General features: G+C 56.1%; 23 protein-coding genes and 1 riboswitch. Of the genes, 7 read left to right on the top strand and 16 right to left on the bottom strand.

Annotation, left to right across the window (positions count from 1 at the left end; all coding sequences use genetic code 11):
* Positions 1-170: 170 nt before the first annotated feature.
* From wecB to E6C60_RS19420, 15 genes are all read right to left on the bottom strand, one after another.
* The gene (gene wecB / locus E6C60_RS19350) at positions 171-1,328 is read right to left on the bottom strand and encodes a non-hydrolyzing UDP-N-acetylglucosamine 2-epimerase (protein WP_138227299.1); all 1,158 of its coding nucleotides are present in this window, start codon (positions 1,326-1,328) and stop codon (positions 171-173) included.
* 97 nt (positions 1,329-1,425) lie between these two features.
* Entirely contained in the window at positions 1,426-2,055 is a 630-nt protein-coding gene (upp, locus tag E6C60_RS19355; RefSeq protein ID WP_138227300.1) for a uracil phosphoribosyltransferase, read from the bottom strand.
* A gap of 235 nt (positions 2,056-2,290) precedes the next feature.
* Positions 2,291-3,541: a serine hydroxymethyltransferase gene (glyA, locus tag E6C60_RS19360; RefSeq protein WP_138227301.1), complete on the bottom strand. Its 1,251-nt coding sequence runs from the start codon at positions 3,539-3,541 to the stop codon at positions 2,291-2,293.
* Positions 3,542-3,599: 58 nt separating this feature from the next.
* The gene (locus E6C60_RS19365; protein WP_138227302.1) at positions 3,600-4,193 is read right to left on the bottom strand and encodes a TIGR01440 family protein; all 594 of its coding nucleotides are present in this window, start codon (positions 4,191-4,193) and stop codon (positions 3,600-3,602) included.
* Between the two features lie 121 nt (positions 4,194-4,314).
* Complete coding sequence (rpiB, locus tag E6C60_RS19370) at positions 4,315-4,770, bottom strand: ribose 5-phosphate isomerase B (protein WP_138227303.1); 456 nt, start codon at positions 4,768-4,770, stop codon at positions 4,315-4,317.
* Between the two features lie 117 nt (positions 4,771-4,887).
* Positions 4,888-4,970: riboswitch (ZMP/ZTP riboswitch) on the bottom strand.
* Between the two features lie 143 nt (positions 4,971-5,113).
* A complete protein-coding gene (locus E6C60_RS19375) occupies positions 5,114-5,698 on the bottom strand; it encodes a low molecular weight protein arginine phosphatase (protein ID WP_138227304.1) in 585 nt (194 codons plus the stop codon).
* A 44-nt stretch (positions 5,699-5,742) separates the two neighbouring features.
* Positions 5,743-6,303: a manganese efflux pump MntP gene (locus E6C60_RS19380; protein WP_138227305.1), complete on the bottom strand. Its 561-nt coding sequence runs from the start codon at positions 6,301-6,303 to the stop codon at positions 5,743-5,745.
* 157 nt (positions 6,304-6,460) lie between these two features.
* Positions 6,461-7,705: an L-threonylcarbamoyladenylate synthase gene (locus E6C60_RS19385; RefSeq protein ID WP_233281066.1), complete on the bottom strand. Its 1,245-nt coding sequence runs from the start codon at positions 7,703-7,705 to the stop codon at positions 6,461-6,463.
* A 139-nt stretch (positions 7,706-7,844) separates the two neighbouring features.
* Positions 7,845-8,534: a stage II sporulation protein R gene (gene spoIIR, locus E6C60_RS19390; RefSeq protein ID WP_138227306.1), complete on the bottom strand. Its 690-nt coding sequence runs from the start codon at positions 8,532-8,534 to the stop codon at positions 7,845-7,847.
* Between the two features lie 241 nt (positions 8,535-8,775).
* Positions 8,776-9,978 (bottom strand): FtsW/RodA/SpoVE family cell cycle protein, encoded by a 1,203-nt coding sequence (locus tag E6C60_RS19395; RefSeq protein WP_138227307.1) that lies wholly within the window; start codon positions 9,976-9,978, stop codon positions 8,776-8,778.
* A gap of 140 nt (positions 9,979-10,118) precedes the next feature.
* A complete protein-coding gene (gene prmC, locus E6C60_RS19400; protein ID WP_175415439.1) occupies positions 10,119-10,988 on the bottom strand; it encodes a peptide chain release factor N(5)-glutamine methyltransferase in 870 nt (289 codons plus the stop codon).
* A gap of 25 nt (positions 10,989-11,013) precedes the next feature.
* Positions 11,014-12,081 carry a peptide chain release factor 1 gene (gene prfA / locus E6C60_RS19405; protein WP_138227309.1) on the bottom strand — a complete coding sequence of 356 codons (1,068 nt, stop codon included), beginning with the start codon at positions 12,079-12,081 and terminating at the stop codon, positions 11,014-11,016.
* Positions 12,082-12,488: 407 nt separating this feature from the next.
* Positions 12,489-13,589 (bottom strand): redox-regulated ATPase YchF, encoded by a 1,101-nt coding sequence (ychF, locus tag E6C60_RS19410; RefSeq protein ID WP_138227310.1) that lies wholly within the window; start codon positions 13,587-13,589, stop codon positions 12,489-12,491.
* Between the two features lie 244 nt (positions 13,590-13,833).
* Entirely contained in the window at positions 13,834-14,949 is a 1,116-nt protein-coding gene (fni, locus tag E6C60_RS19415) for a type 2 isopentenyl-diphosphate Delta-isomerase (RefSeq protein ID WP_138227907.1), read from the bottom strand.
* A gap of 25 nt (positions 14,950-14,974) precedes the next feature.
* Positions 14,975-15,898 (bottom strand): MerR family transcriptional regulator, encoded by a 924-nt coding sequence (locus E6C60_RS19420; protein ID WP_138227311.1) that lies wholly within the window; start codon positions 15,896-15,898, stop codon positions 14,975-14,977.
* A gap of 203 nt (positions 15,899-16,101) precedes the next feature.
* On the opposite strand from E6C60_RS19420, the gene E6C60_RS19425 reads away from it, so the two are divergent.
* Positions 16,102-17,613 (top strand): phospholipase D family protein, encoded by a 1,512-nt coding sequence (locus E6C60_RS19425; RefSeq protein ID WP_233281067.1) that lies wholly within the window; start codon positions 16,102-16,104, stop codon positions 17,611-17,613.
* 107 nt (positions 17,614-17,720) lie between these two features.
* On the opposite strand, the gene E6C60_RS19430 is transcribed toward E6C60_RS19425, so the two are convergent.
* Positions 17,721-18,431 carry a hypothetical protein gene (locus E6C60_RS19430; protein WP_138227312.1) on the bottom strand — a complete coding sequence of 237 codons (711 nt, stop codon included), beginning with the start codon at positions 18,429-18,431 and terminating at the stop codon, positions 17,721-17,723.
* Between the two features lie 172 nt (positions 18,432-18,603).
* Between E6C60_RS19430 and E6C60_RS19435 the strand changes: the two genes are divergently transcribed.
* The 6 genes from E6C60_RS19435 (at position 18,604) to moaA (ending at position 25,567) form a co-directional block, all read left to right on the top strand.
* Positions 18,604-19,185: a TetR/AcrR family transcriptional regulator gene (locus tag E6C60_RS19435; protein ID WP_138227313.1), complete on the top strand. Its 582-nt coding sequence runs from the start codon at positions 18,604-18,606 to the stop codon at positions 19,183-19,185.
* Between the two features lie 62 nt (positions 19,186-19,247).
* A complete protein-coding gene (locus E6C60_RS19440; protein WP_138227314.1) occupies positions 19,248-19,607 on the top strand; it encodes a DMT family transporter in 360 nt (119 codons plus the stop codon).
* Positions 19,607-19,921: a DMT family transporter gene (locus E6C60_RS19445; protein ID WP_138227315.1), complete on the top strand. Its 315-nt coding sequence runs from the start codon at positions 19,607-19,609 to the stop codon at positions 19,919-19,921. Before E6C60_RS19440 ends, E6C60_RS19445 begins: the two co-directional genes overlap by 1 nt.
* A 121-nt stretch (positions 19,922-20,042) precedes the next feature.
* Positions 20,043-20,963: a TetR/AcrR family transcriptional regulator gene (locus tag E6C60_RS19450; RefSeq protein WP_138227316.1), complete on the top strand. Its 921-nt coding sequence runs from the start codon at positions 20,043-20,045 to the stop codon at positions 20,961-20,963.
* Between the two features lie 132 nt (positions 20,964-21,095).
* Entirely contained in the window at positions 21,096-24,350 is a 3,255-nt protein-coding gene (locus E6C60_RS19455) for an efflux RND transporter permease subunit (protein ID WP_138227317.1), read from the top strand.
* 212 nt (positions 24,351-24,562) lie between these two features.
* Positions 24,563-25,567, top strand: coding sequence for a GTP 3',8-cyclase MoaA (gene moaA, locus E6C60_RS19460; RefSeq protein ID WP_138227909.1), 1,005 nt, complete (start codon positions 24,563-24,565; stop codon positions 25,565-25,567).
* The last annotated feature ends 5 nt before the right edge of the window (positions 25,568-25,572 follow it).

Below are 25,572 nucleotides of genomic sequence, written 5' to 3' on the forward strand. Positions count from 1 at the left end.
CTCTCTAATCCCAACTCATTTTACTGAATAACAGAAGAGTTTGTCAATGAATCACTTTGACTGATTTTCCTTATAAAACGGGCGTTTCAGGGTATTTAAAATCCCGAAACGCCGCGTCAACCGTACAGTTCAACTGTATACTGCGCTGCTGTACTGCAGCTTATATTTTTTTAACGGTTTGTGAACATTCTGTGAAACTCCGACGGACGCTCGCTCTGCACGCCAAAATGATGCAAAATCGCATTCACGATCCGCTCCGAGGCTTGTCCATCCCCATACGGATTCGCGGCTTTGCTCATGGACTCATACAGATCCTGATCCGTAAGCAGGCTGCGCGTCTTCTCATAAACCTCTTGCTCGTGGGTTCCGGCGAGCGACAGCGTCCCTGCTTCAACGCCTTCCGGCCGCTCCGTCGTATCCCGAAGCACCAGCACGGGCACGCCGTAAGAAGGCGCCTCCTCCTGAAGTCCGCCGGAATCCGTCAGGATCAGGTGGGTGTGCGGGTAGAAATTGTGGAAGTCCACCACATCCATCGGATCGATCAGACGGATGCGGGGATGGCCTCCCAGAATCTCATGAGCCGGCTCCAGCACCGCAGGGCTGGGATGAACAGGATACACGATCGCAACGTCCTCAAACTCATCCGCAATCCGCTTCACAGCGCGGAACACATTACGATGCGGCTCCCCCTGCGACTCCCGCCGGTGGGCGGTCATCAGAATCAGCCGTTTGCCTTTGGCCCAGTCCAGCATCGGGTGGGTATAATCCGGCTTCACGGTATAACGGAACACATCGGTAATGGTGTTGCCTGTCACATAGATCGAGTCTTCATTCTTGTTCTCGCTTCTCAAATTGCCCGCAGACAGATCGGTTGGCGCAAAATGAATATCAGCCAGCACCCCGGTCAGCTGGCGGTTCATCTCCTCCGGATACGGAGAAAGCTTGTTCCATGTTCGAAGACCGGCTTCAACATGGCCCACCTGGATCTTCTGAAGAAAAGCCGCATAGCTGGCGAGGAAGGTCGTCAGCGTGTCGCCGTGAACGAGCACAATGTCCGGCTTCGCTTCGCGCAGCACGGGCTCCAGCCCCTCCAGCACGCGAACCGTAATTTCATTCAGCGTCTGGCGGTCCTTCATTACATTCAGATCATAATCCGGCACGATGCCGAATACGTCCAGCACTTGATCAAGCATCTGGCGGTGCTGCGCGGTCACGCAGACCACAGATTCAATGTGCTCGGGATGGCGCTGAAGCTCCAGAATGAGCGGCGCCATTTTGATCGCCTCCGGCCGGACGCCGAAGATCGTCATCACTTTAATTTTGGACATGTTGGACTAACTCCTCTTCTCCCGCTATACAGCAAAGACCTTCCATGCGAAAGCATGGATCAAAGCATCACAGCGTTTATATCTCGGCTTGCGGCGGCTACTTCGTGCCGTACAGCCGGTCACCGGCATCGCCAAGGCCAGGCACAATGTACCCGTGATCATCCAGACCCTCGTCCAGCGCCGCTACATAAATATCGACATCCGGATGAGCATCATGCACAGCCTTCACGCCCTCCGGCGCGGCAACCAGGTTCATCATCTTGATCTGTGTGCAGCCGCGCTTCTTCAGCACATCAATGGCCGCAATCGCCGAGCCGCCGGTAGCCAGCATGGGATCGATCACGATCAGCTCGCGCTCGGTCACATCGGTTGGCAGCTTGGTATAATATTCGACCGGCTGCAGCGTTTCCGGATCCCGGAACAAGCCGACATGTCCGACCTTCGCCGCCGGCAGCAGCTTCACGACGCCATCCAGCATCCCCAGCCCGGCGCGAAGAATCGGGATGAGCCCCAGCATGCGGCCGGAAATGACCTTGCCCTCCGTCTGCGCCACCGGTGTCGTTACAGCAATGGACTCCAATGAAATATTGCGTGTAATTTCATACGCCATCAAGGTAGCGACCTCATCCACCAGCTCCCGAAAATCCTTCGTGTTGGTCTGCTTATCGCGTATAAAAGTTAGTTTGTGTTGAATTAAAGGGTGATCACAAATCACCAATTTTCCCATGTCAGGTCCCTCCGGTTGGTTACGTATATGTTCTTATATATTCTTCAATATGGGCTGCAAGCAGGATTGTGGCTCCATAAATCTTGTCTATTATATCACTCCCGGATGTGATTTTACACCTGCAAGACCGATGAATGTTTTCCACCTGTAGAAGCGGCGTTTCCCGCTCTGTAAAGAATATGCAAGAAACCCCGTCATACCTGACGGGGCCTTGGTAATAGCAGTCGATAAAGGATTAGTATTTCATTTCAGGATACAGCGGGTATTGGTCCGTCAGCTCAGCCACCATACGGGCGGCCTTCGCCAGATTCTCCTCGTCCTTCGGCTGGCGAAGTGTCATGGCAATGACCTTGCCGATCGTCTTCATTGCAGCTTCGTCCATGCCGCGGGAGGTGACTGCCGGCGTACCAAGCCGGATGCCGCTGGTAACAAACGGAGATGTCGGGTCAAACGGAATGGCGTTCTTGTTCACCGTGATGCCGATGGAGTCGAGCACTTTTTCCGCGTCCTTGCCGGTGATGTCCATATTGCGGGTATCGAGCAGCATCAGGTGATTGTCAGTGCCGCCGGATACAATGTTCAGGCCTTCCTCAATCAGCGTTTCGCACAGCACCTTCGCGTTGTTCACCACCTGCTGGCAGTATTCCTTGAAGGAAGGCTGCAGCGCTTCACCGAAAGCCACCGCCTTGGAAGCAATGACGTGCATCAAAGGACCGCCCTGGGAGCCAGGGAACACAGCCTTGTCAATAGCCGTCGCCCATGGCTGCTTGCACAGAATCAAGCCGCCGCGAGGTCCGCGCAGTGTCTTGTGCGTAGTTGTCGTTACAAAATGCGCATGCGGAACCGGGCTCGGATGCAGACCGGCTGCAACAAGGCCGGCGATGTGCGCCATGTCTACCATGAAGAGCGCGCCGACGTCGTTTGCGATGGAAGCCATTTTTTCGAAATCAATGATCCGCGGGTATGCACTCGCGCCGGCTACAATCAGGCGAGGGCGGTGCTTGAACGCCGCTTTGCGGACTTCATCATAGTCGATGAGGAAGCTGTCTTCCTGTACGCCATAGGCAACGAAGTTGTACAGCAGGCCCGAAGCGTTCACAGGGCTGCCGTGCGTCAGATGTCCGCCATGAGCAAGGTTCATACCCAGTACGGTATCTCCAGGCTTCAGCACAGCCAGGTAAACGGCCATGTTCGCTTGTGCGCCGGAGTGAGGCTGTACATTCGCATGATCTGCTCCGAACAGCTCCTTCGCACGGTCACGCGCCAGATCCTCAACAATATCTACACGCTCACAGCCGCCGTAGTAGCGCTTGCCCGGCAGGCCTTCCGCGTATTTGTTCGTCAGCACGGAGCCCATAGCTTCCATAACAGCCTCGCTGACAATGTTCTCTGATGCAATCAGCTCAATGTTGCTGCGCTGGCGGGAAAGCTCCAGATTCATGGCTTCCAGTACAGCCGGGTCGGCCTTGCGCAAATGTTCCATCATAATTATTTCCTCCCTGAATCTACATAGTATTTATATAAAAGTAAGGTAAATAACGTCATCAATCACAAAAACCGGCTCCGCTCTCGTTCTCCAGCCTGTACACGGCGCGTTCGCCGCCGATCAGCTTCGGGCGGGTAAATGCCGCGGTTACTCTCGCCTCGCCGATGCTGCGGCGCGAAGGGCGGAAGGGCACCGCGACATGCTTCAAATGCATGCCAATCAGCGTCTCGCCAATATCGAGCCCCGCATCTGCCGCGACATGCTCCGCCAGGCACGGCTGCCGGAAGCTGCGGTAAGCGGCCGCGGCCATCGAGCCGCCGGCTTTAGGGACGGGAATCGCTGCAACCTCATTCAAGGACAGCCGCTCCAGCACCTTCCGCTCCATAACCAGCGCGCGGTTCAGATGCTCGCAGCACTGATAAACCGTATCAAAGCCCAGCTCCTGCTGCACCTCTTGAATGCCTTGAAGCAGCTGCTCCGCGATGTCCAGGGCGCCGCTTGTGCCGATCCGCCGGCCCGCCGCTTCACTCGTGCTTGTGCCGACCACCAGCACCTTGCCCGACCTGAGACCGGCTGCTTCCGCCAGCTCTCTCAACACCTGCACCGTCTGCTCCTTCAAGCTCATGTCTCTCACTTCTGCCCCATGCTCCATCCAGTGGACCGCCTCCCGCCTGTATATTGTATGGAAGTGTTCTTATGCCAAGTTGAACCGTATCCTTAGAAGGGCCGCAGCCTCGGCTTCCCCCGAAGCAACAAGCTCCAGGCTCCAGGGTTTAGGCTTTCAGATACCGATCCTCGATGGCCTTAATCTTGCTTACACGCCCGATGTGGCGCTCACCTTGGCTGAATTCCGTAGTCAGCCAGGCCGTTACGATCTCCGCAGCCAGCCCCGGCCCCACGACACGCTCGCCCAGTGCCAGCACATTGCTGTCGTTATGCTCCCGCGTCGCTTTGGCGGAGAATACATCATGGGTCAACGCGCAGCGGATGCCCGGCACCTTGTTCGCTGCAATGCTCATGCCGATCCCCGTTCCGCAAATCAGAATGCCCCGGTCAGCTTCACCGGCGATGACCCGCTCGCAGACGGGCAGAGCATAATCCGGATAATCCACAGACGTCTCACAGCCGCAGCTTAAATCCTCGACCTCATGCCCCAGCTCCTGAATGACCTTGATCATCTCTTCCTTCAAGCGTATACCGGCGTGATCCGTGCCCAATGCGATTCTCATGATTGAAAAACCTCCTCGTGATTTCATCCTCTGGTTCAAATACTAGTTATAGTATAACCCATGGTCTGGCCAAAAGACGAAAAAAGAGCAGTCTGCACACGCATAACGTGCACAAATGCTCTTTGCCCAGGCGACCGGCCGTATGTCTCCGATGCTCCATCGTGGTTTACTCCACTTCGTCGCCAGTTACATCGGAATCTCACTTTTTCCACTTCATCTTAAATCAAAACATCCCCAAAAGCAAGGGAGACATTTGGACCATTTACGTCGATGTGCAGCCGTCCCTCATTCTCATAAACAGCAGGATGAAAGACTGCAAAAAACCGGCTCTCTAAAGCCAGCCTCAGCGCGCTTCTCCCTCCAGCTTGTCCAGCAGGCGGAACAGCGCGGTCCGGATCTCGGCCGCCGTCGCCTCATAGTCCTCCAGCGAGCCGCCATAAGGATCCGAGATATCAAAGCTCGGAATCCGCTGGCGCAGCTCGATCAAGCGCTCCCGCTCCTGGCTGGACTGGGCACCCCCGAGCGAACGGGTCAGCTCTGCCGATACATAGAGCCGGTCCAGCTCCTGCAGATCCTGCATGACCTGCTCATCCGCTCCGGCAAATTCCTTCAGCGTGTGCACCTTGTCTGCTGCCTCCGGAAACCGGGAAATCGCGAACTGCTTGTGGGACTGAGTCAGTGTCAGAATCAAATCTGCCCATGCTACCAGCTCCCGGCTGAGCGGCTTCGAGGTGAATTCCCCCTCAATGCTCTGATCCCGCAGCACCGCCTGGGCGTGACGCGAAATCGGCATGCCCTCCACGGCAGCTACCCCGGCAGAGCGTACCTCAAGCTTCATGGACCTTCCGGCCGCCAGCTTGCGCAGCATGCCTTCTGCCATGGGGCTGCGGCACGTATTGCCTGTGCACAGAAACAAAATATTAGTCACGGCTTCTCGCCTCCTGTCGCCTGTAAAGATCTGCGGTTATTGTATCAAAAGATAAACATCAAGCCAAACAGAAGCAAAATCGCGCCCCCTGCCAGCTCGCCGTATTCCCCCAGACGGCTTGCCGCCTTCCGTCCCAGCAGCAGGCCGCAGATGGACATCAGCCCGCCGACAATACCGAAGGCATTGACGATCAATGCCGCGTGGCTGTTGAACATCCCCAGGGAGACTCCGACCGAGAAGGAGTCGATGCTGACGCTCAAGGAAAATAGAAGCATCCCCAGCAGGGTCGTATGGTTCACGGGACGGGATTCCCCCTGTTGAAAGGAGTTCCAGATCATATGTCCGCCCAGCAGCACGAGCAGCCCTCCCGCTGCAATCCCCGTAATCTCGCCCAGCAGAGCGCCGACATATCGGCCGAAGATGAGCCCCAGCAGAGGCATCAGCATATGAAACAGCGCCGTCATGAGCCCGATGCCCAGAACATGCCGAAGGCGTACCCCCTTCATGCCGACTCCGATGCCCAGCGAAAAAGCATCCAGCCCCAGGGCCACGGCCATCATCAAGATCGCGGCCAGCTGCCCGGTCTGGACAGATGTCTCCAGCATGCGCTTTCCTCCAAGTCCTATGGTCTTGTACACCATATGCGGACAAGGAGGAAATCATTCCGCGCGGGCGCGGGAGGCCAGGGCCGGAGCGGGCGCTATGGGCGCGTTGAGCATCGCGGGCGCGGGAGGCTAGGGGCGGGGCAGCGCGTCCCGCTGATTAGGCGTCGGCATCTATGATGTGATGCCCCGCCGCCTTCAGGAGCCGGTTCATCACTGCGGCACCGAGGCCTTCCTCCGGGCAGGTTTCCGCCAGGAGGAAGGCCGCGCCGGCCTCATCGAATTGCCGCAGGCCGGCGTACAGCCGCCGTGCCGCTTCCTCTGGCGCGGCCAAGCTGCCGAGCGAGACGGCAACGTCCGCGCGGTAGAAGCCGATGTGCTCGTCGAACGACAGCACACCGGTCTTCTCCCCGCGCGTGCGGGCCGCGTCCAGCTCGGCCTGGATGCGGGCGGACACGGCAGCTGCTGTCCGCCCGGTGACCACGCACAGCGCGCCCTGAGGCGCATAGTGCGTGTACTTCATGCCCGGCGAGCGCGGCGCCGGGCTGTCTGTGCCCCCGGCGTGCGCCAGCGCCGGGTCGCGCCGCACGCTTGCCGCAATGCCGGCAAGCTGCTCCTCGGTGATGCCGCCGGGGCGAAGCACCGTAACGGCGCCGTCCGGGGCGGCCTGCACGACTGTCGATTCGACGCCGACGCCTGCCGGTCCGCCGTCGAGCACACCGTCGATGGCCCCGGACAGGTCCTCCAGCACATGCGCGGCCAGCGTCGGGCTGGGACGGCCCGAGCGGTTCGCGCTCGGTGCGGCCAGCGGACAGCCGGAGGCGCGGATCAGCGCCAGCGCCGCCGGATGATCCGGCATCCGCACGGCGACCGTATCCAGTCCGGCCGTCACCCGCGGCGATACCGCGCCGGGCTTCACCGGCAGCACCAGCGTCAGCGGACCGGGCCAGAACTGCGCCATCAGGCGCCGCTCGGTGTCATTCACGCCGGTCACCAGCTCCTGCAGCTGTGCCGGATCTGCAATGTGTACGATGAGCGGATTGTCCGAAGGCCGTCCCTTCGCGGCAAAAATCTGCTCCACCGCAGCCGTGCTGCGCGCATCCGCGCCGAGCCCGTACACCGTTTCCGTCGGAAAAGCGACGGTTCCGCCTGCCGCCAGAACGGCTCCTGCTTCCTGCAGCGCACAAGTGTCTGGTGCATCCGCAATGCCGAGGATCTCCTCCTGCCCTCTCCCGCTCCCAGCTGACAGTCTGCGGGAATCCGCATGGAACAAAGCCGCAGCGCCCCCTTCAGCCTCAGCCCCATCAAGGGCGCTTCCGCCCAGCATCCACAGCTTCGTTGCACGCTTGCCGCCTGTCAGCGGCTGTCTTTCTTTTGCTGCATCTTGCCATTTCTCATGCTTCATCTATATCCCAAGCTTTCTCTTCGAATTCAATCACAAAAAGTGCTTCCAGCCCTGAGCGCTCCCCGCCGCTTGGCAAGCGGTCGTGGCGGCGCTGAAGAGAACAAGCACTCTTTTGCTAGAAAGTGTATCATATTCCACCCTACTTAAACAGTCCGCTAACCCAGCTCCACAGCGACGCCAGCAGGTCCAAGAGGAAGAACCGTACCTCCGGCGCACTCGCCTCTGCCTCTGCCGTCTCAGACGGAGCGGGCTCGGCAGAAGCCGTGCGTGTTCCTGCAGCCTCCTTTGGCGCACTCACATCTCCATTGTCCCCGATGAAGCACAGCGGCGGAAACAGCACGCACCACCAGTTCTTGCCCTTGCCGGATCCCAGTGTAATGCGAACCGCCTCGTAATCACCTGCGGGATAAATCACTCTTCCGTACATTTTGGTCGGAAAAGGGACCTCGCCCAGCTCCACCTGGTAAGCATACGTGATACCCCGTACATCCAGCTCCTGTGCAACCAGCGCCTCGATCTCCGGCAAGTGATTTCTCGTCATCGCCTTCGCCTGCTCCAGGCTCTCCGGTGCCAGCTCACCCACCCAGCTCTTCATCTGCATCACGACAGCGTCACGAATGTCCTGCTTCACCAGCTGGTCCTCCGGGGCGTCGGAATGAGCAAGAATGCGGAGCCGAATGGACTCCTCCGGGATGGCGCCTTCCGTGACAGCAGCATCAATGCGCTGCTCCTCCCAGGACATGACAACCAGAAACAAGATGGATAACAGCACGACAATTTGCTTGACTGCAGTACGCAGTGGATCACGGGATGGATGGGATGATTGCATTGGACAGCCGCCTCTCTTACGATAACTCTATGATACTACCAGTATGTCCGGCAGCTTTGAGAGATAAACGTGGCGGTCTATGATTTTTTGATAGACTTCTTCTCCATCCAAAAAAAAGCCCCGCACGGGGGCCTTCAGCTTTGGGATCTTTATGGTTCATCTCATCTTGAGCATCCCCGCCAAACTCATCCTGCTGCCAACCAGGCATGGCGGCACCCCGCCACGCCCTGCTGGACTGACATCAACGGTTCTGCGGACGAATCCGCGCCGCCTGGGTGCGGTAGGTTTTGGGCTCGGGGAAATCCTCCTCGATGTCCTGCCCGTGCAGCTTGACGCTCATGGCCACGCCCAGCGAAGCCATGCTGATCACGAGCGACGTTCCGCCGTAGCTAATGAACGGCAGCGTAATGCCTGTCAGCGGCATCAGCCCGATAAACATCCCGATGTTCTCGAAAATCTGATAGAGCAGCATCGACACAATACCAACGATCATGAACGGACCTGCCCGCTCCCGGCTTTCCAGCGCGATCAGAATCATCCGGTGGATGAGAATGAAATACAGCAGCAGGACGACCGAGGACCCGACAAACCCGTATTCCTCCGCAATTTGCACAAAAATCGAATCCGAATACGTATAAGGCACGCGACCCGACTGAACCGACGTCCCCTGCATAAAGCCTTCCCCGTTCATCCCGCCGCTCGCAATAGCCAGCTTGGCATTATACGTATGCCAGCCTGCGCCGGACGTATCCACACTGGAGGCCATCAGCCAGGGATCGATCCGGTCCATCCAGTGCGCACGGGAGCCCTTGCCCAAGAACTCCTCAATCTGATCATGATAATGAATGTAGGCCTGAATCCCGCCAAAAGCCGTCCCTGCCACCAGCACCAGACCGATCAGCGCATGAGTCACCTTGACGTTTCCGATCCACAGCAGGCCAAGCAGAATGACCACATACGCCAGTGCATTCCCCAGGTCATTCTGAATCATGACGAGCGCGAACGGAATGAAGGTCAGCAGGCCGATCGGAATAATATCCTTGATAAAGGAAAGCTCCGGCTTGTTTCTCATAATGAGCACATGAGTGACAAAAATAATAAGAATGAGCTTGAACATCTCTGCCGGCTGCAGGTTCACAATCCCGAGATCCAGCCAGCCCTGGGCGCCATTAATTGTCTTCCCGAAAAATAGCGTAAATACCAGGATGCCGATGCCGCCCAAATAAATATACAGGGCGTATTTGTGAAGCAGCCGGTAATCCAGCAGGCTCATGCCGAAAAATGCAATAAACGCGACGACATAGTAAGCCATCATCGTCAGATGGCTTCCATCCATATCCGCTGTATCTTTGGTAACGCTGTATATAGACGTAATGCTGACGATCATCATCCCTACCAGGGCGGTGACGATGAGGTAGTCGATTTTTTTAAGCTTATTCAGCATGTCATCCCTCCATGCAAGAGCCGGGCAAGCTCTTTAGTGTTTCCATTTTCAAGTTCATATCCTCCATCTATTGTAAAAGAAAACCTTCCCGCAGTACAATGCCAGCGCTCATGATGGACTCCTTGACTGCACACTTGCAGCTAGCGCCCCACCCCAAGCACATGGCGCTCAATGCCTGCCAGGTCCTTAACGGTCACAATATCCTGCCAGTGCCCGGCACGGCGCAGCAGCTCCGCCACCTCCGGCGCCTGGCCCATGCCCAGCTCCAGAGCTATAAGGCGCGGCGGCGCCTGCAGCAGCTGAAGCTGCTCCATCATAGCCCGGTATGGGTCCAGCCCATCGGGGCCGCCATCCAGTGCAGTGCGCGGCTCATGGTCCCTGACCTCCGGCTGCAGCTCCTCTATATCCCGCGCCGGGATATAAGGAGGATTGGAGACGAGAATGTGAATCATAAGTCCGCTGAACGGCTCCAGCAGATTCCCTTGGCGGAAATCTACCCGAGCGCCGCATTTCCGGGCATTCTCTTCGGCAGCGTTCAGGGCCGCCGGGGATATATCGCTGGCGAGCACACGCCAGCGGGGCGATTCCAGCGCCAGGGTTACGGCTATAGCACCGCTGCCGGTTCCGATATCCACCACATTCAGCTCGCCGCCGGGACCGGCCGCAAGCTTCTGTCCATACTGCAGCACCGCCTCCACCAGCAGCTCGGTTTCAGGGCGGGGAATCAGCACGGCGGGCGACACCTTAAATTCCCGGCCGTAAAACTCCTGTACCCCTGTAATATACTGAGCCGGAACTCCCTGTGCCTTCCGGGTGATCCCTTCCTCTAGCTCTCCCTGCTTCTCGGCAGGAAAAGGATCTCCCAAGGCTACGTAATAAGACGTTCCCGACAGCCCCAGCACATGCTCCAGCAGCAGCTGGGCATTGCGCTGCGGCTCCATCACTTCATGGGCCTTCAAAAAAGAAGAAGCCTCTGCAAAGGCTTCCCGTATCGTCTGCTCCGGCGTCATGCTGAACCTTTGTCGCTCCAAAGCGTTATTCTCCTTTATCCATCATTTCTGCCTGCTCTGCAATCGTCAGGGCTGAAACGATTTCCTCAATTTCACCGTTCATGATCTGATCCAGCTTGTGTACCGTCAAGCCGATCCGGTGATCTGTGACACGGCTTTGCGGGAAGTTATAGGTCCGGATCCGCTCACTGCGGTCTCCTGTGCCGACCTTGCTCTTCCGCTCACCGGCATACTTCGCTTCCTCTTCCTGGCGCATCATGTCATAGATCCGGGTCCGAAGCACCTGCAGCGCCTTCTCCTTATTGGAGTTCTGGGATTTCCCATCCTGACACGTTGCCACAATGCCCGTTGGAACGTGGGTTACACGAACCGCCGATTTCGTCGTGTTAACGGACTGGCCGCCAGCACCGCTGGAGCAGAAGGTATCCACGCGGATGTCTTTGTCGTGAATCTCGATGTCCACTTCCTCCGCCTCCGGCAGCACCGCTACCGTTGAAGTGGAGGTATGAATCCGGCCGCCGGATTCCGTAGCCGGTATCCGCTGCACCCGGTGTGCCCCGCTCTCAAACTTCAGCTTGCTGTATGCTCCCCGGCCGATAATCTGGAAAATAACCTCTTTAAAACCGCCGAGATCATTCGTATTGACATCCATCACTTCGACCTTCCAGCCCTGAGTATCGGCATAGCGGGTATACATCCGGTATAAATCGGAGGCGAACAGCGCGGCCTCATCGCCGCCGGCTGCGCCGCGAATCTCCACAATGACGTTCTTGTCGTCATTAGGGTCCTTCGGCAGAAGCAGGACGCGGATGGTCTCCTCCAGCTGCTGCTTCCGTCCGGACAGCTCGTCGATCTCCATCTTGACCATTTCGCGCATGTCATCATCCAGCTTCTCGCCCTGCATTTCCTTGGCGGCATCCAGCTCTTCGCTGACCTGCTTGTATTCATTGTACGCCTCATACGTCGGCTGGAGATCGGACTGCTCCTTAGAGTATTCCCGCAGCTTCTTCGTATCGCTGGCCACATCCGGATCGCAGAGTAGCTCGCTGAGCTTCTCATAACGATCCGCTAATGCCTGTAATTTATCCAACATGGCTTGTCACCTCATGGTATGGTATGTTCTTCACGCCCCGGGTACACTTTGTCCGGAAGCATGCTTCTATTTCATTCATTATCAGATCGCCAGCTGCTGCAGAATTTCGGCCGCCAGCGTACAAAAACGCTCCGTCTCCCCTGCACATCTCGCTTTACGTCATTTCATCATTAGTTTCAAAACACTAGTCATACGACTCTTAATTATATCATATTCTACAGGCTTTGAATAGCAACAGCTTTTCGGGAAAGACAGCTACAACGACAACGGCAAAGACCGTGCAGCACGCCTAGCGATAGACATCGCGCTGACTCCGCGAGAACACGATAACCCCTGGCAATTCCCGCCAAGACAAACAAGCCAGCCCGCCGCGCTTCTAAAGCGCGGCGGGCTGGCACCGTTCTCTGCTATACGTTGAAACGGAAATGCATCACATCGCCGTCCTGCACGACATATTCCTTGCCTTCCAGGCGAAGCTGCCCCCGCTCCTTGGCTCCGTTCATGGAGCCGGCAGCGACCAGATCCTCGTAGGACACGACCTCGGCCCGAATGAAGCCGCGCTCGAAATCGCTGTGAATGACACCGGCTGCTCCCGGAGCCTTCGTGCCCTTGCGAATCGTCCAGGCACGAACCTCCTGCACACCGGCGGTAAAGTAAGTGTACAAGCCGAGCAGCTTGTATGCTGCTTTAATAAGCAGGTTCAGGCCGGACTCCTGAATACCCAGCTCATCCAGGAACATCTGCTTGTCTTCTCCCTCAAGCTCGCAAATCTCCTCTTCCACCTTGGCACTGATGGGCACGACCTCGGCATTCTCCGCCGCTGCGAAATCACGAACCTTCTGCACATAGGCATTGTTCGCGACATCGCCAATCTCATGCTCCGCTACGTTCGCCGCATATAGCACCGGCTTCAGTGTCAGCAGATGAAGATCGCGGACCAGCAGGCGCTCGTCTTCGGTCAGGTCCATGCTGCGGGCTGGCTTGTCCTCATAGAGCACCGCCTTGACCTTCTCCAGCACCTCAACCTCTTGAACAAACTGCTTGTTGCCGCCCTTCATATTCTTCTTGGAGCGTTCAATCTTCTTCTCCACGCTCTCGATATCCGCCAGAATCAGCTCCAGATTGATCGTCTGAATGTCGCTGACGGGATCAATCTTGCCGTCGACGTGGGTAATGTTCTCGTCCTCGAAGCAGCGGACGACATGCACGATCGCATCCACTTCACGGATATGTGCCAGGAACTTGTTGCCCAGCCCCTCGCCCTTGCTCGCTCCCCGGACCAGCCCGGCAATGTCCACAAATTCAAAGGCGGTCGGCACGGTCTTCTTCGGCTCCACCATCTCTGTCAGCTTGTCCAGGCGCTCATCCGGCACCTCAACAATACCTACGTTCGGATCAATCGTACAAAACGGATAGTTGGCCGATTCCGCACCTGCCTGCGTAATTGCGTTAAACAACGTCGATTTGCCGACGTTCGGCAAACCTACAATCCCTGCTTTCAAAGCCATGTATATGACAACTCCTTATGAATAATCATCCTCAAATATCTTGCCGCTAAACAATCCTATTAATTATAGCAGATGATCCCGGTTGTTGAAACTGAAGTTTACACAGCAGAACAGGCCGGCTCGCCCCTGGCGTTCCGGCCTGTTCCATTCCATTTGCACGGTCTTTACTGCCAAGGCTGCCGCACGGCAAGCTCCCTGCCGGTTCTTCCCAAGCTCCGGCTGCTCCGCACATCCCGTTTACGGCCTATCCCAGCCTGATCAGCCGCTTATGACCCTGCAGCTCTTCAATGGTAGCGGCTCCGATGCCGAACATGGCGATGCTCAGCTCCAGCTCGACCTGAGCCAGCCGGGCATCCAGCGCCTCCTCCGAGGCCACCGCCGAGCCCAGCAGACCCCGGCCGAAGCCGGCAATGTCTGCGCCAAGCGCAATGGTCTTGGCGGCGTCCACTCCGCTGGTAAGACCGCCGCTGCCGATGAGCTCGGTCTGCGGCAGCGCAGCCCGCACCTCAGCAATGCAATCCGCCGTGGAGTTGCCCCAATCCGCGAAGGCTTCTGCCGCGGCCTTGCGCACCGGGTCAGGACTGCGAAACTTCTCCACCTGACTCCAGGAGGTGCCGCCTGCGCCGGCAACATCAATGAAGGAGGCTCCGGCTTCCACCAGCTGTACGGCGACTTCCGCGTCGATGCCCCAGCCGACCTCCTTGATGCCGACAGGCACCTCCAGCGCCCCGCACAGCTGCTCAATTTGTTTCAGCAGCCCTTTGAAGGAAAGGTTGCCTTCCGGCTGAAACACTTCCTGCAGGCTGTTCAGATGCAGCACGAGCATGTCGGCTCCCGCAATGTCCACGGCTCTGCGGCATTGATCTGCCCCGAAGCCATAGTTCAGCTGCACAGCACCCAGATTCGCAATGACAGGAATGTCAGGCGCCGATTCCCTGACCCGGAACGTGGCAGCCAGGTCCTCCTGCTCCACCGCTGCACGGACTGAGCCGACGCCAAGCATCCATCCGCGCCGCTGCGCAGCAGCAGCCAGACGCTGATTAATCTCGCCCGTCGCCCGGCTGCCCCCGGTCATGGAGCTGATCAGGAGCGGTGTGCGCATACGGTGGGACAAGAAGGAGGCCGAGAGCTCCACCTGCTCAAAGTCCAGCTCCGGCAGAGCGTGATGGCGAAAGCGGTAGCGCTCCAGCCCCGTGGTAATCCCGCGTCCCCCCACCTCTTCCTCCAGACAGAGGCGGACGTGCTCGATTTTGCGTTCCCCGGTAGGCACCTCCGGAATCAGCATGCCCGGATTTCCCCCTGCCGGCTGCTCACGGTGCTCCTGCGGTAAGCCTTCACGCTCCTTATTTGACTCCTTCATCATGAGATCCCCCATCCAATAGGTTTTACGGCCTCAGCTGGTGCTGGGCCAAAAATCGGCTCAGCCACTCCTGCCATTGCTCTGCCGGCTCGTTCATCACCCATTGGGTGTACCGGCTCTTTGTTCCGCTTCCGTACCCTTTGCCGCCAAGCAGAAAGAGCACCTCGGGGAACGCTTCCGAAATATAATCCACAAGCTCGTCCGCCCGTCCTACATATCTGGCATTCGTCACCGAGAGGCACACGATCCCGATTCCCTGGGAATCAATGATATCCAGCAGACCTTCTCTCGGCGTGTTGGGGCCCAGGTAGGCTACATCCAGTCCATTGCGCCGCAGCAGCAGTGAGAAGAGCATCAGGCCGACCTGATGATATTCTCCCTCCGGACAAAGCGAAAGCACCTTCGGCATGTAAGAATGAACGGGAAATAAATGAAAAAACTGAAAAAACCGCCGTGAGATGAGCTCCGTCATGAAATGCTCCTGCGCCACCGATGCCGTGCCCGCTTCCCATGCATCTCCGACTTTCACGAGAACAGGCACCAGCACTTTGTAGAACATGGCATCATAGCCGTAAATTGAAAAGCCATAATCAATCAGGCGGTTCGCCCGCTCACTTTGAAACGTAAACAAAGCATTGAAAATCTGGCCGCTAAGCTCTTCATAAGGACCTTCCTGCTGCTCAGCGCCAAGAGTCGGAAATGGCTCACCGCGGCCCGGTCCCGGAAAGGATTTCCCGGCCTTCAGCATCAGCACGGCCTGAGAAATGCTCATGCCCTTCTCCTCCACCTGCTCCTTCAGCCATTTCAAATCTTCTATGTCATCCGGACTATACATCCGGTAGCCTGATTCTGTCCGCAGCGGCTTCACGGCCCCATACCGGTTCTCCCAGGCCCGGATCGTTACACTCGGCATATCCAGCATTGTGGATACTTGTTTAATAGAGTACACGCGGTTCCCTGCCTTTCGATCGGTAAGAGTGATTCCCTAAATATCACGTCGCACTTTATACAAATCCAGTACATCGATTATACATAGTTTCGCTTCCGCTGTCGACCAGGAAGACGGCTTCTTTCCCGCCGTACAGCTTGCTTCAATTATGGCCGAGGTTGGTAAATGGTTTTAACGACCCTTATACAGAAAGAAGGATGGCTATGATTCTGTTCAGCCTATTTAACAACTTACCGGAAGCATCGGCTGGGGCTCAGCCTGCACACACCCGCCGCCGTTCTCCCCGCTTCTGGGTAAAAACAGCGGTGCTGCTTCTTTTTGCCTGGCTGCTGGCTGTCCTCGTGTACCATACTCAAAAGCCGCTGCCGGACGGCATTTCCTACGAAAGCCCGCTGTACCAAAGTACGGAGGTTGCCTTCTGGCATGACCTGACCTATCCGGGGCCGGACGGCCAGGCAGTGCACGAGCAGCAAATTTATGATCGAATGCATGAAATCATTGACGAGTCGAGACAATTTCTCGTGATCGACATGTTTCTTTTTAATGACTATACCCATAAAGACCAATCCTTCCCTCAGGTCAGCCGCGAAATGACAGACCATCTGATCTCGCACAAGAGCAAGCATCCGGAAATGGACATGTTCTTGATTACCGATGAGGTCAACACAAACTACGGCTCTTCCAAAAACCCGCTGCTAGAGGATCTGAAGCAGGCAGGCATTACCGTCATCATCACAAATGTGGAGCCGCTTCGTGATTCCACGCCAATCTATTCGGCTTTCTGGAGAACCTTTATTCAATGGTTCGGGCAAGCCGGGGAGGGCCAGGTGCCCAACCTGATGGCGGAGGAGGCCCCGGATATGACGGTCCGCTCGTACATGAAGCTGCTGAACGTCAAGGCCAATCACCGTAAGGTGATCGTGAGCGAACGTACCGCCCTCGTCTCCTCCGCCAATGTGCATGCGGCCAGTGCCTACCACTCCAACATCGCCTTTGAGGCCGGCGGTGAAGTCATCCGGGATGTGCTTGCAGCAGAGCAGGCGGCTGCCAGTCTGAGCGGCCCGTATACATTGCCGGTCTATACTCCGTCGGAAGAAACACAGCCGGCACCGGGGCTGTCTGCTGACATCCGATATTTGACGGAAGGCAAGGTGTACAAATATGTGCTGAAGGCGATTGAAGAAGCGGAAGCCGGCGATACCCTGTGGATGGGTATGTTCTATCTCGCTGAGGGCGAGGTGATGGACGAGCTTGTCGCCGCATCACAGCGCGGCGTGCAGGTGCGGCTGATTCTGGACCCCAATCAGAACGCTTTTGGTCGGGACAAGATCGGCATTCCGAACCGCCCGGCCGCCGCAGAGCTGAAGGAGCGCTCCGGAAACAGCATTGATATTCGCTGGTACAACACAGGCGAGGAGCAGTATCACACCAAGCTTCTGTTTATTTCCAAGCCCTCCAAGCCGTCCATCATGATTGGCGGCTCGACCAATTTTACCCCCCGCAACCTGAAGGATTACAACCTGGAGAACAACTTTTGGCTGTCCGCTGAGAAGGAGCATGAGGTCACGAAACAGGTCAATGACTATTTCAACAGGCTGTGGAACAACGTGGATGCGGAGTACACCTTGGAGCTGAGCGCTTACGAAGAAGACACCGTCTGGCTCAAAAGCGTGGCGTTCCGGATTCAGAAGCTGCTGGGCTTTACGACCTTTTAAGCTTCCGCTTTCAATCTCTACCTTCCAAGCTTAGCAGCTTCATGATGCTTAGAACCAAATAACTCCTGCTAAACAGCAGGAGCTATTTGAGATGATTAATGCTTTTATCACTTGTGGGAGTTCTCCTTCTCGGTGATCGGATAACCTCTAGTGCCATCTGTGTTAGGATCTACATTTTGAAACTGGGCCTGCTTAAGATAACTTATTGTTTTATCGGAATCCCATAACTGATTTTGATCCATGCCACTCATTAAAGCCATTTTCTCTGAGGTGAAATCTGGAATATTGACTTCTTTGCCATCTACGTTTGTCACAAGATACCTGACATTTCCATCTTTTATTAAGGCTAGTTCAATGTGTTCACTTGCTGAAGCAAGTGAGCTTGTCATCTTCGCTAATGACTTGGACAATCCGGATGCATCTCCTCCTGCAGATATGACTCTGAAACGACCTCCGTTTCTTTCAACGGTTAAAAAGGATTTACCTTCCCCATTAGACAGAACAATAAATTCATATTGTCCTGTTGGTTTTGAAACGTCTATTAAACTTGATTTAACGTTTGCAAATTTGTCGGCATCAATCCAATTTATTTGAAAGCCGGGCCCTAGTGTAACTTGACCTACTTCTTCTATGTCCTTATATCCAAATCCAATCGGATCCTCGGAAATCAGTTTCTTAAACTCTTCAAGTCCGGCGTCGTTAGCATAATGTCGAATATCATCCGGGACCCTGACACTAGCATCAATGTTTGAGAACAAAGAAGCAGAGCAAATGGTAACACCAACCAACAATATATAGAAATATTTCAGATATTTCATGGATAACTTCCTCCTTTGTTTTCTGGGTATTCCATATACCTAATAACGCCCACAAATGAAATAAGTTACCTTTTCAAGTAAAAGCCATGACGGAAAATCACAAGGCAAACTTGACAAGGAAAGTTAGGTTTGCAACAATAGTGCCTAACGATCGTTAGGTAGGAGGTGGGCGATGCACAGCTCCAAACAGATTTTGCAGGCCGCGCTGGCTCATTTTGCCCGGGACGGCTATGAGGGCGCTTCACTTCAGGGGATTGCCGAGGACTGCGGCATCCGGAAGCCGTCCATTTATGCCCATTACAGCAGTAAAGGCGATTTGTTCCTGCAGGCCGTAAAGGATGTATTCCAGCGGCAGGAGCAGAACATTGTCGGCTTTTTCAGTCAGCATCAGGAGCTTTCGCTGGAAGAGATGCTGAAGAGCTTTTTGCAGCAGCGGCTGGAGCAATATACCCGGGACGATGAGGCACGGTTTTTTTTGCGGGTGTCCTTTTTCCCGCCGAGGGCACTCTATGAAGAGGTCATGAATATTGTATATCCGTTTCTTGACCGTCATGAGGCCTGTCTTTCGCAGCTGCTCGCGGCAGGATGTCCGCAGCACGGCAGGATTATTTCCCGGCCTGATCAGGCAGCCTCGGTCTTTTTGACGTTGCTGGACGGCATTCATGTAGAAATTCTGTATGGCGGTGAAGAGCGTGCCGCCCGGCGGCTGGCTCATGCCTGGCCGGTGTACTGGCAAGGGGTAACACGCTCTTGAGCGAAGGGACGGACCTTCTAAACATAAACGTCAGATCAGATTGATAAAGGAGTATCGGAATCATGAGTCGGAATTGGCTTTATGTGTGGATTGGCGGCTTGATCGAGATTGTGTGGGTATCCGGCCTGAAGCATTCCACCACCGCGCTGGAGTGGATCGGCACGGTGTCAGCGATTATCGCAAGCTTTTATTTAATTGTACAGGCGTCCAAGCGGCTTCCCGTCGGAACCGTGTACGCTGTATTTACAGGGATCGGAACGGCCGGCACCGTAGCCGCGGAGATGCTGCTGTTCGGCGAGCCGTTCTCGCTGAGCAAGGTCCTGCTGATCGGAGTGCTGCTGGGCGGCGTCATCGGCTTGAAGCTCGTAACGGCAGAGCCCTCGGGTAAAGAAGGCTCTTCTGTAAGGGAGGTGCGCCTCTAATGGCTTGGCTGGCTTTGATCTTGGCGGGCGGCTTCGAGGTGCTCGGCGTCATCGGCATCAAAGGGGTCTCGGAGCGCAAGGGCCTGCGGTACGGAGGGCTGATGGCTTTGTCTTTTCTGTGCAGCTTCTCACTGCTCTCTTACGCCATGACCTTCCTTCCGATGGGAACGGCTTACGCGGTATGGACGGGCATCGGGACGGTGGGCAGCACGCTCGCCGGCATGCTGTTATTCGGGGAACCGAAGGAATGGCGCCGCATGGTGTTCATTACGATGATTCTAGGCTCTGCAGTAGGCTTGAAGGTTCTGACATAGACTTTATTTGTTCAAGAAACGGACACACGGCAACATTTGTGCTGACCGTTTCTTTTTTATATAATAAGTTTGACCGATGGGTCAATTCAAGAACTGACAGGTTCTTAAGAGGGGTGAAAGCTTGGCTGACAAGGCGACGGAGAAGCGTCAACAGATATTAAGCACAGCCCTTCAGCTCTTCTCCACGAAAGGATCCGCAGGCACCTCCATGCAGGAAATTGCAGAGGTATGCGGCATGTCCAAAGGCAGTCTGTACTTGCATTTCAAGTCTAAAGAGGAGCTGGAGAGAAGCATCTACGAGTTTATTGCCCACCGGATTTGGGATGCGTTCGTGCAGGTGGAGCAGCAGACCGGCATCACCCCCCGGGAGCAGCTGCGCAAGCAGGCGGAAATTCTGCTCGTGCACTTTCTGGAGGTGCGGGAGTTTCTGCTCCGTCAGCTGTTCGATTCCCCCGGCAAGCACCCGATGGATGTAGAAAGATGCTTTCAGAGTGAGCTGGTCCAGGCGCAGATCTGGTTCAAGAACAAGCTCTGCACAGTGTACGGAGAGGATATCGAGCCTTATACGATGGAAATCGCCATGTTTGTGACCGGTATGCTCGGTTCTTACATACGCTTTCTGTTTGTTCCGGGACTGCCGCTGAACGTAGGCACCCTGGCCTCCCATCTGGTTACGATGCTGGAGGATGTCGCTGCCAGCCTGCTGCGCCGGCGTCCCGAGCCGCTCGTGTCTCTGGAGGTGTGGGAGTCGATGGGCTTGATTCCGCCAGAGAAGGCGTATCATACCCGGCATCCGCTCGTGGTGATCAAGGCTCTGCGAACCGAGCTCAAGCAGCTGCCGATGAATGCGGCTGACCGCAGTGATGCCTTGGAATCTCTGGATGTGCTGGAGCGCGAGCTGGTCGATTTACAGCCCCGGCGAGCCGTATTGAAAGGAATGCTTGCCAATCTCGTGGAGATCGGACAAGGCGGAGAGCTGCTGGAGGAGCTGAGAAGCACCCTGCAGAGCGTGACCGATTTCTTTTTGCCCGCCCAGAAGTAACCCTGTGCTGCTGAAGCGGCACAGCCCCTGCCTTCGATAGATGAAGCGCAGATGAACACGGTGTTTACAGCCCTAACCGGCTGGACAGAAAGATAAAGATTGTTATTTTGGAGAGGAGAGAAGCAACGTCCTATGAAAGGTCTTATTAATTTCTCACTTCGCAACAAGTTCGCCATCTGGCTGCTCACCATCATTGTTGTTGCCGGAGGTTTGTACAGCGGACTCACGATGAAGCAGGAAACCATCCCGAACATTAACGTGCCGTTCCTGAACGTGACGGCCATCTATCCCGGTGCCGCACCGGAAGGCGTCGTTCAGGATGTCAGCAAGCCGCTGGAGACGCGCCTTCGCAACGTAGACGGCGTGAAGACGGTGACCTCCACTTCCCTGGAGAATGCCGCGAATGTCACGATTGAGTTTAACTATGGCGCAGATCTGGACAATGCGACAGCTGCGGTTCGGGAGGCGCTGAATGATGTGAAGCTGCCGGAGGGTGTGCAGAAGCCGCAGATTACCCGCTTCAGCCTGAATTCCTTCCCCGTCACTTCAGTCAGCATCAGCAACAAGGAGAGCGATGATCTCGATGAGCTGACGCGAATCGTAGAGAACGACATCATCCCGGAGCTGGAGAAGCTGGAGGGCGTATCTTCCCTGCAGGTGGCTGGTCAGTTTGTTAACGAGGTTCAATTAACCTTTGATCAGGACAAAATGGCTGAGCTGGGTCTGACCGAGGATACAGTCAAAGGCATTGTGCAAGGCTCTTCCATTTACGCTCCCCTGGGCCTGTTCGAAATGGACCAGTCTCAGAAAGCGGTCGCCGTGGACGGCGGCATTATCGGCATTGACGACCTGAACAACCTCGCGATTCCGGTTCTGCCGAGCGGTGCAGGCCAAAACAGTGCGCCAGGCGCAGGCAATGCGCCTGAGGCGGGAGCTTCACCGGGTGCCGGTGCAGCTGATCCCGGCGCTGCAGCAGGTCAAGGCGCTGCAGGTGCTGAAGGCCAGCAGCCGGCTGAAGGCGCAGCCCCAGCACCACAAGGCGCTGCAGGTCAGGGCGCTGCAGGTCAAGGTGCCGCTAACCCGGCAGCAGCCGGTATTCCTACCGTTAAGCTGAGCGAGATCGCTGCCATTGAGGTGATCGGCAAGGCCGAATCCATCTCCCGCACGAACGGCAGCGAGTCGATCGGCATCCAGGTTATTAAGGCTAACGATGCCAATACTGTGGATGTTGTCAATGCGGTAAAAGACAGGATTGCAGAGCTTTCCGAGCTGTACCCGGGCACCGAAATGACGATTATGCTCGACCAGGGCAAGCCGATTGAGGATTCTGTGCATACGATGCTCTTCAAAGCATTGTACGGCGCCCTGTTCGCAGTCATTATCATTTTGATCTTCCTGCGTAATATCCGTTCCACCATTATCTCGATTATTTCGATTCCATTGTCGCTCCTGATCGCTGTTCTGTGTCTGCGTCAAATGGACATCACCCTGAACATGATGTCACTCGGCGCCATGACGGTTGCGATCGGCCGGGTTGTCGACGACTCCATTGTTGTTATCGAGAACATTTACCGCCGGATGTCTCTTTCCACCGAGAAGCTGAAGGGCCGTGAGCTTATCAGTGCGGCTACGCGTGAAATGTTCGCGCCAATTATGTCCTCGACCATCGTCACCATCGCGGTATTCCTGCCGCTGGTGCTCGTCAGCGGTATGGTGGGCGAGCTGTTCATTCCTTTTGCCCTGACGATGGTATTCGCCCTGCTGGCATCTCTGCTCGTCGCCGTTACGCTCGTTCCGGCACTGGCACACAGCCTGTTCAGCAAAGGCCTTAAGAACAAGCATAACCATGAAGAGAAGCCAGGCGGCCTTGCCCTCAGATACCAGAAGATTCTGAGATGGTCGCTGAACCACAAGCTCGTCACCTTCGGCCTCGCCGTCGTGCTGCTTGTCGGCAGCTTGTTCCTGACCCCGTTCCTCGGCGTCAGCTTCCTGCCGGAGCAGGAGGATAAGTATGTGATGGTAACCTACAGTCCACAGCCGGGCGACCGTCTGGAGGATGTGGAAGAGCGCGCTCTGGAAGCGGAGAAGCTGATCCTGGAGCAGGATCAAGTTCAGAACATGCAGTACTCCATTGGCGGCAGCAACCCGCTGGGTATGGGCTCCTCCAATTCCGGACTGTTCTACGTCTTGTATGATCCGGAAACAGAGAACTTCGAGGATGTTAAAGCGCAGCTGATCGAGGATCTGGAGCAGCGCGTTCCGGAAGGCGAATGGACCAATATGGATATCGGCGGCTTCGGCGGCTCCCAGCTTACGATCAATGTGTTCGGAGACTCGCTGGAGCAGATCAAGCCTGTAGCGGACCAGATTCTGAAGCTGACGCAGCAGGACACCGCGAATTTTGAAAATGCGGAATCCAGCCTGGCGGAAGCTTACAGCCAGTACACTCTGGTTGCGGATCAGGAGAAGCTCAGCTCCCTGGGCCTCACGGCCGGACAGCTGGCAATGAAGCTGAGCCCGGTGCGCGAGCGTCCGGTGCTGACCGAAATTCAGATCGAAGACAAAACGTATGAGGTCTATATCGAAGCAGATAACGAGACCTATAACAGCATCGAAGAGATTCAGAATGAAACACTTACCTCTCCGCTCGGTATTGAAGTGCCTATTAAAGATGTGGCCACCGTGGAAGAAGGAACGTCACCGGACACCATCACCCGGATGGACGGAAAAATGACTGTAACCGTGAACGCCGACTTCGTGACCGATGATATCGGCAGTGCTTCTGCGAAGCTGCAGGAAGAAGTCGAGGCTATGGATCTGCCGGACGGTATTTCTGTATCCTTCGGCGGTGCCACTGAGCAGATTAATGACACCTTTGGCCAGCTTGGCCTGGCTATGCTGGCAGCCATCGCGATCGTGTACTTCGTACTCGTCGTTACCTTTGGCGGTGCACTGGCTCCATTTGCCATCCTGTTCTCACTGCCGTTTATCGTCATCGGTGCCATTGTTGCCCTGCTTATTACCAAAGAAACGCTTAGCGTCTCTGCATTGATGGGTGTGCTGATGCTGATCGGTATCGTCGTCACGAACGCGATCGTTCTCATCGACCGCGTGATTCACAAGGAGCGCGAGGGTCTCTCAACACGAGAAGCGCTTCTGGAAGCTGGCGCAACCCGCCTGCGTCCAATTCTGATGACGGCCCTGGCTACAATCGGCGCCTTGCTGCCGCTTGTATTCGGCTGGGAAAACAGTGCGGGCATCATCTCCCGCGGCCTCGGCATTACGGTTATCGGCGGTCTGATCAGCTCCACGCTGCTGACGCTGGTCGTCGTGCCGATCGTATACGAATTCCTGATGAAATTCAGCCGCAAGCGGCACGTCGAATAAGACCGGCTGCTGCCCTCAGGCCCTAACACGAAGAGCCGCCCCCACAGATGCTTGGGATCTGTCGGGGGCGGCTCTTTTTCCTGAACACTTTACTCCAGCACCCAAGACATAGAGGGGAATTGTTTGTTAATATAAAGAAGTGTCCACATCAAGAACAACCAAGGCTTGCTGCAGAATACAACTCAACCAAGCCTGCAAAAGGAGGATTGCCGATCATGAAGCCGTTAACGGATTCCTTTGGCCGCGTTCACGATTATATCCGTATTTCGGTCACCGACCGCTGCAATCTGCGCTGTGTGTACTGCATGCCTGCCGAAGGGATGGAGTTTCAGCCGCATGACGAAATTATGACCTATGAAGAGATCACGGCCGTTCTTCGCGTGCTCGCTCCCATGGGCGTATCCAAGGTGCGCCTTACCGGCGGAGAGCCGCTCGTCCGCAAGGATTTGGAGCAGCTGGTAGCGATGATCTCGGCCATTGACGGGATTGAGGATATTTCGCTGACCACCAATGGCATGTTTCTACCGGCGAAGGCCGAAGCACTCCAAAAAGCGGGCCTGACCCGTATTAATATCAGCCTGGATTCACTGCAGCAGGAGCGGTTCGCCTCCATTACCCGCGGGGGAGATGTCCAGCGCGTGCTGGATGGCATCGAAGCTGCTTACCGTGCGGGACTGGACCCGATCAAGCTCAATGTGGTGTTAATGAAGGGCTTTAACCAGGACGAAATCAAGGATTTCATTGCGATGACCTTGGACCGTCCGCTGCATGTCCGCTTTATAGAATACATGCCGATCGGTCAGTCTTCAGAAGAATGGCGCCGGACCTATCTGCCGCTCAGCCATGTGACCGAGGTGTGTGAGGAGGCCGGCTGGAGCGTCGCTCCGCATGAAGGCCCCGGCGGGAACGGGCCGTCCCGGAACCTGAAGGTGAAGGGCGCACAAGGCACGTTCGGTTTGATTCATCCGGTCAGTGAGCATTTCTGCGATTCCTGCAATCGGCTGCGCCTGACCGCTGACGGCAACATCAAGGCGTGCCTCTACTGGTCCGATGAGCTGAACGTTCGCAGGGTCGCCCATGATCCAGCTTTGATTGAAGCTTTGTTTCGCAAGGCGCTGGGTGAGAAGCCGCAGAACCATGAAATGGCGCTGGCGCTGGAGAAAAAGGCACAGAGCCACACGCCGACCGGACGCCGGATGTCTCAAATCGGCGGCTAAAGAAG

It is taken from the genome of Paenibacillus algicola (genome assembly GCF_005577435.1).
GTDB classification, from domain to species: domain Bacteria; phylum Bacillota; class Bacilli; order Paenibacillales; family Paenibacillaceae; genus Paenibacillus_AQ; species Paenibacillus_AQ algicola.

What these genes read in the sequence shown, in the direction of transcription:
- E6C60_RS19455 (WP_138227317.1), top strand. Translation starts at nt 21,096, where the DNA reads ATGAAAGGTCTTATTAATTTCTCACTTCGCAACAAGTTCGCCATCTGG.
- prfA (WP_138227309.1), bottom strand. Translation starts at nt 12,081, where the DNA reads ATGTTGGATAAATTACAGGCATTAGCGGATCGTTATGAGAAGCTCAGC.
- ychF (WP_138227310.1), bottom strand. Translation starts at nt 13,589, where the DNA reads ATGGCTTTGAAAGCAGGGATTGTAGGTTTGCCGAACGTCGGCAAATCG.
- E6C60_RS19435 (WP_138227313.1), top strand. Translation starts at nt 18,604, where the DNA reads ATGCACAGCTCCAAACAGATTTTGCAGGCCGCGCTGGCTCATTTTGCC.
- E6C60_RS19395 (WP_138227307.1), bottom strand. Translation starts at nt 9,978, where the DNA reads ATGCTGAATAAGCTTAAAAAAATCGACTACCTCATCGTCACCGCCCTG.
- spoIIR (WP_138227306.1), bottom strand. Translation starts at nt 8,534, where the DNA reads ATGCAATCATCCCATCCATCCCGTGATCCACTGCGTACTGCAGTCAAG.
- prmC (WP_175415439.1), bottom strand. Translation starts at nt 10,988, where the DNA reads ATGACGCCGGAGCAGACGATACGGGAAGCCTTTGCAGAGGCTTCTTCT.
- E6C60_RS19440 (WP_138227314.1), top strand. Translation starts at nt 19,248, where the DNA reads ATGAGTCGGAATTGGCTTTATGTGTGGATTGGCGGCTTGATCGAGATT.
- E6C60_RS19430 (WP_138227312.1), bottom strand. Translation starts at nt 18,431, where the DNA reads ATGAAATATCTGAAATATTTCTATATATTGTTGGTTGGTGTTACCATT.
- glyA (WP_138227301.1), bottom strand. Translation starts at nt 3,541, where the DNA reads ATGATGGAACATTTGCGCAAGGCCGACCCGGCTGTACTGGAAGCCATG.
- E6C60_RS19425 (WP_233281067.1), top strand. Translation starts at nt 16,102, where the DNA reads ATGATTCTGTTCAGCCTATTTAACAACTTACCGGAAGCATCGGCTGGG.
- E6C60_RS19365 (WP_138227302.1), bottom strand. Translation starts at nt 4,193, where the DNA reads ATGGAGCATGGGGCAGAAGTGAGAGACATGAGCTTGAAGGAGCAGACG.
- rpiB (WP_138227303.1), bottom strand. Translation starts at nt 4,770, where the DNA reads ATGAGAATCGCATTGGGCACGGATCACGCCGGTATACGCTTGAAGGAA.
- wecB (WP_138227299.1), bottom strand. Translation starts at nt 1,328, where the DNA reads ATGTCCAAAATTAAAGTGATGACGATCTTCGGCGTCCGGCCGGAGGCG.
- fni (WP_138227907.1), bottom strand. Translation starts at nt 14,949, where the DNA reads ATGAAGGAGTCAAATAAGGAGCGTGAAGGCTTACCGCAGGAGCACCGT.
- E6C60_RS19445 (WP_138227315.1), top strand. Translation starts at nt 19,607, where the DNA reads ATGGCTTGGCTGGCTTTGATCTTGGCGGGCGGCTTCGAGGTGCTCGGC.
- upp (WP_138227300.1), bottom strand. Translation starts at nt 2,055, where the DNA reads ATGGGAAAATTGGTGATTTGTGATCACCCTTTAATTCAACACAAACTA.
- E6C60_RS19385 (WP_233281066.1), bottom strand. Translation starts at nt 7,705, where the DNA reads ATGAAGCATGAGAAATGGCAAGATGCAGCAAAAGAAAGACAGCCGCTG.
- E6C60_RS19380 (WP_138227305.1), bottom strand. Translation starts at nt 6,303, where the DNA reads ATGCTGGAGACATCTGTCCAGACCGGGCAGCTGGCCGCGATCTTGATG.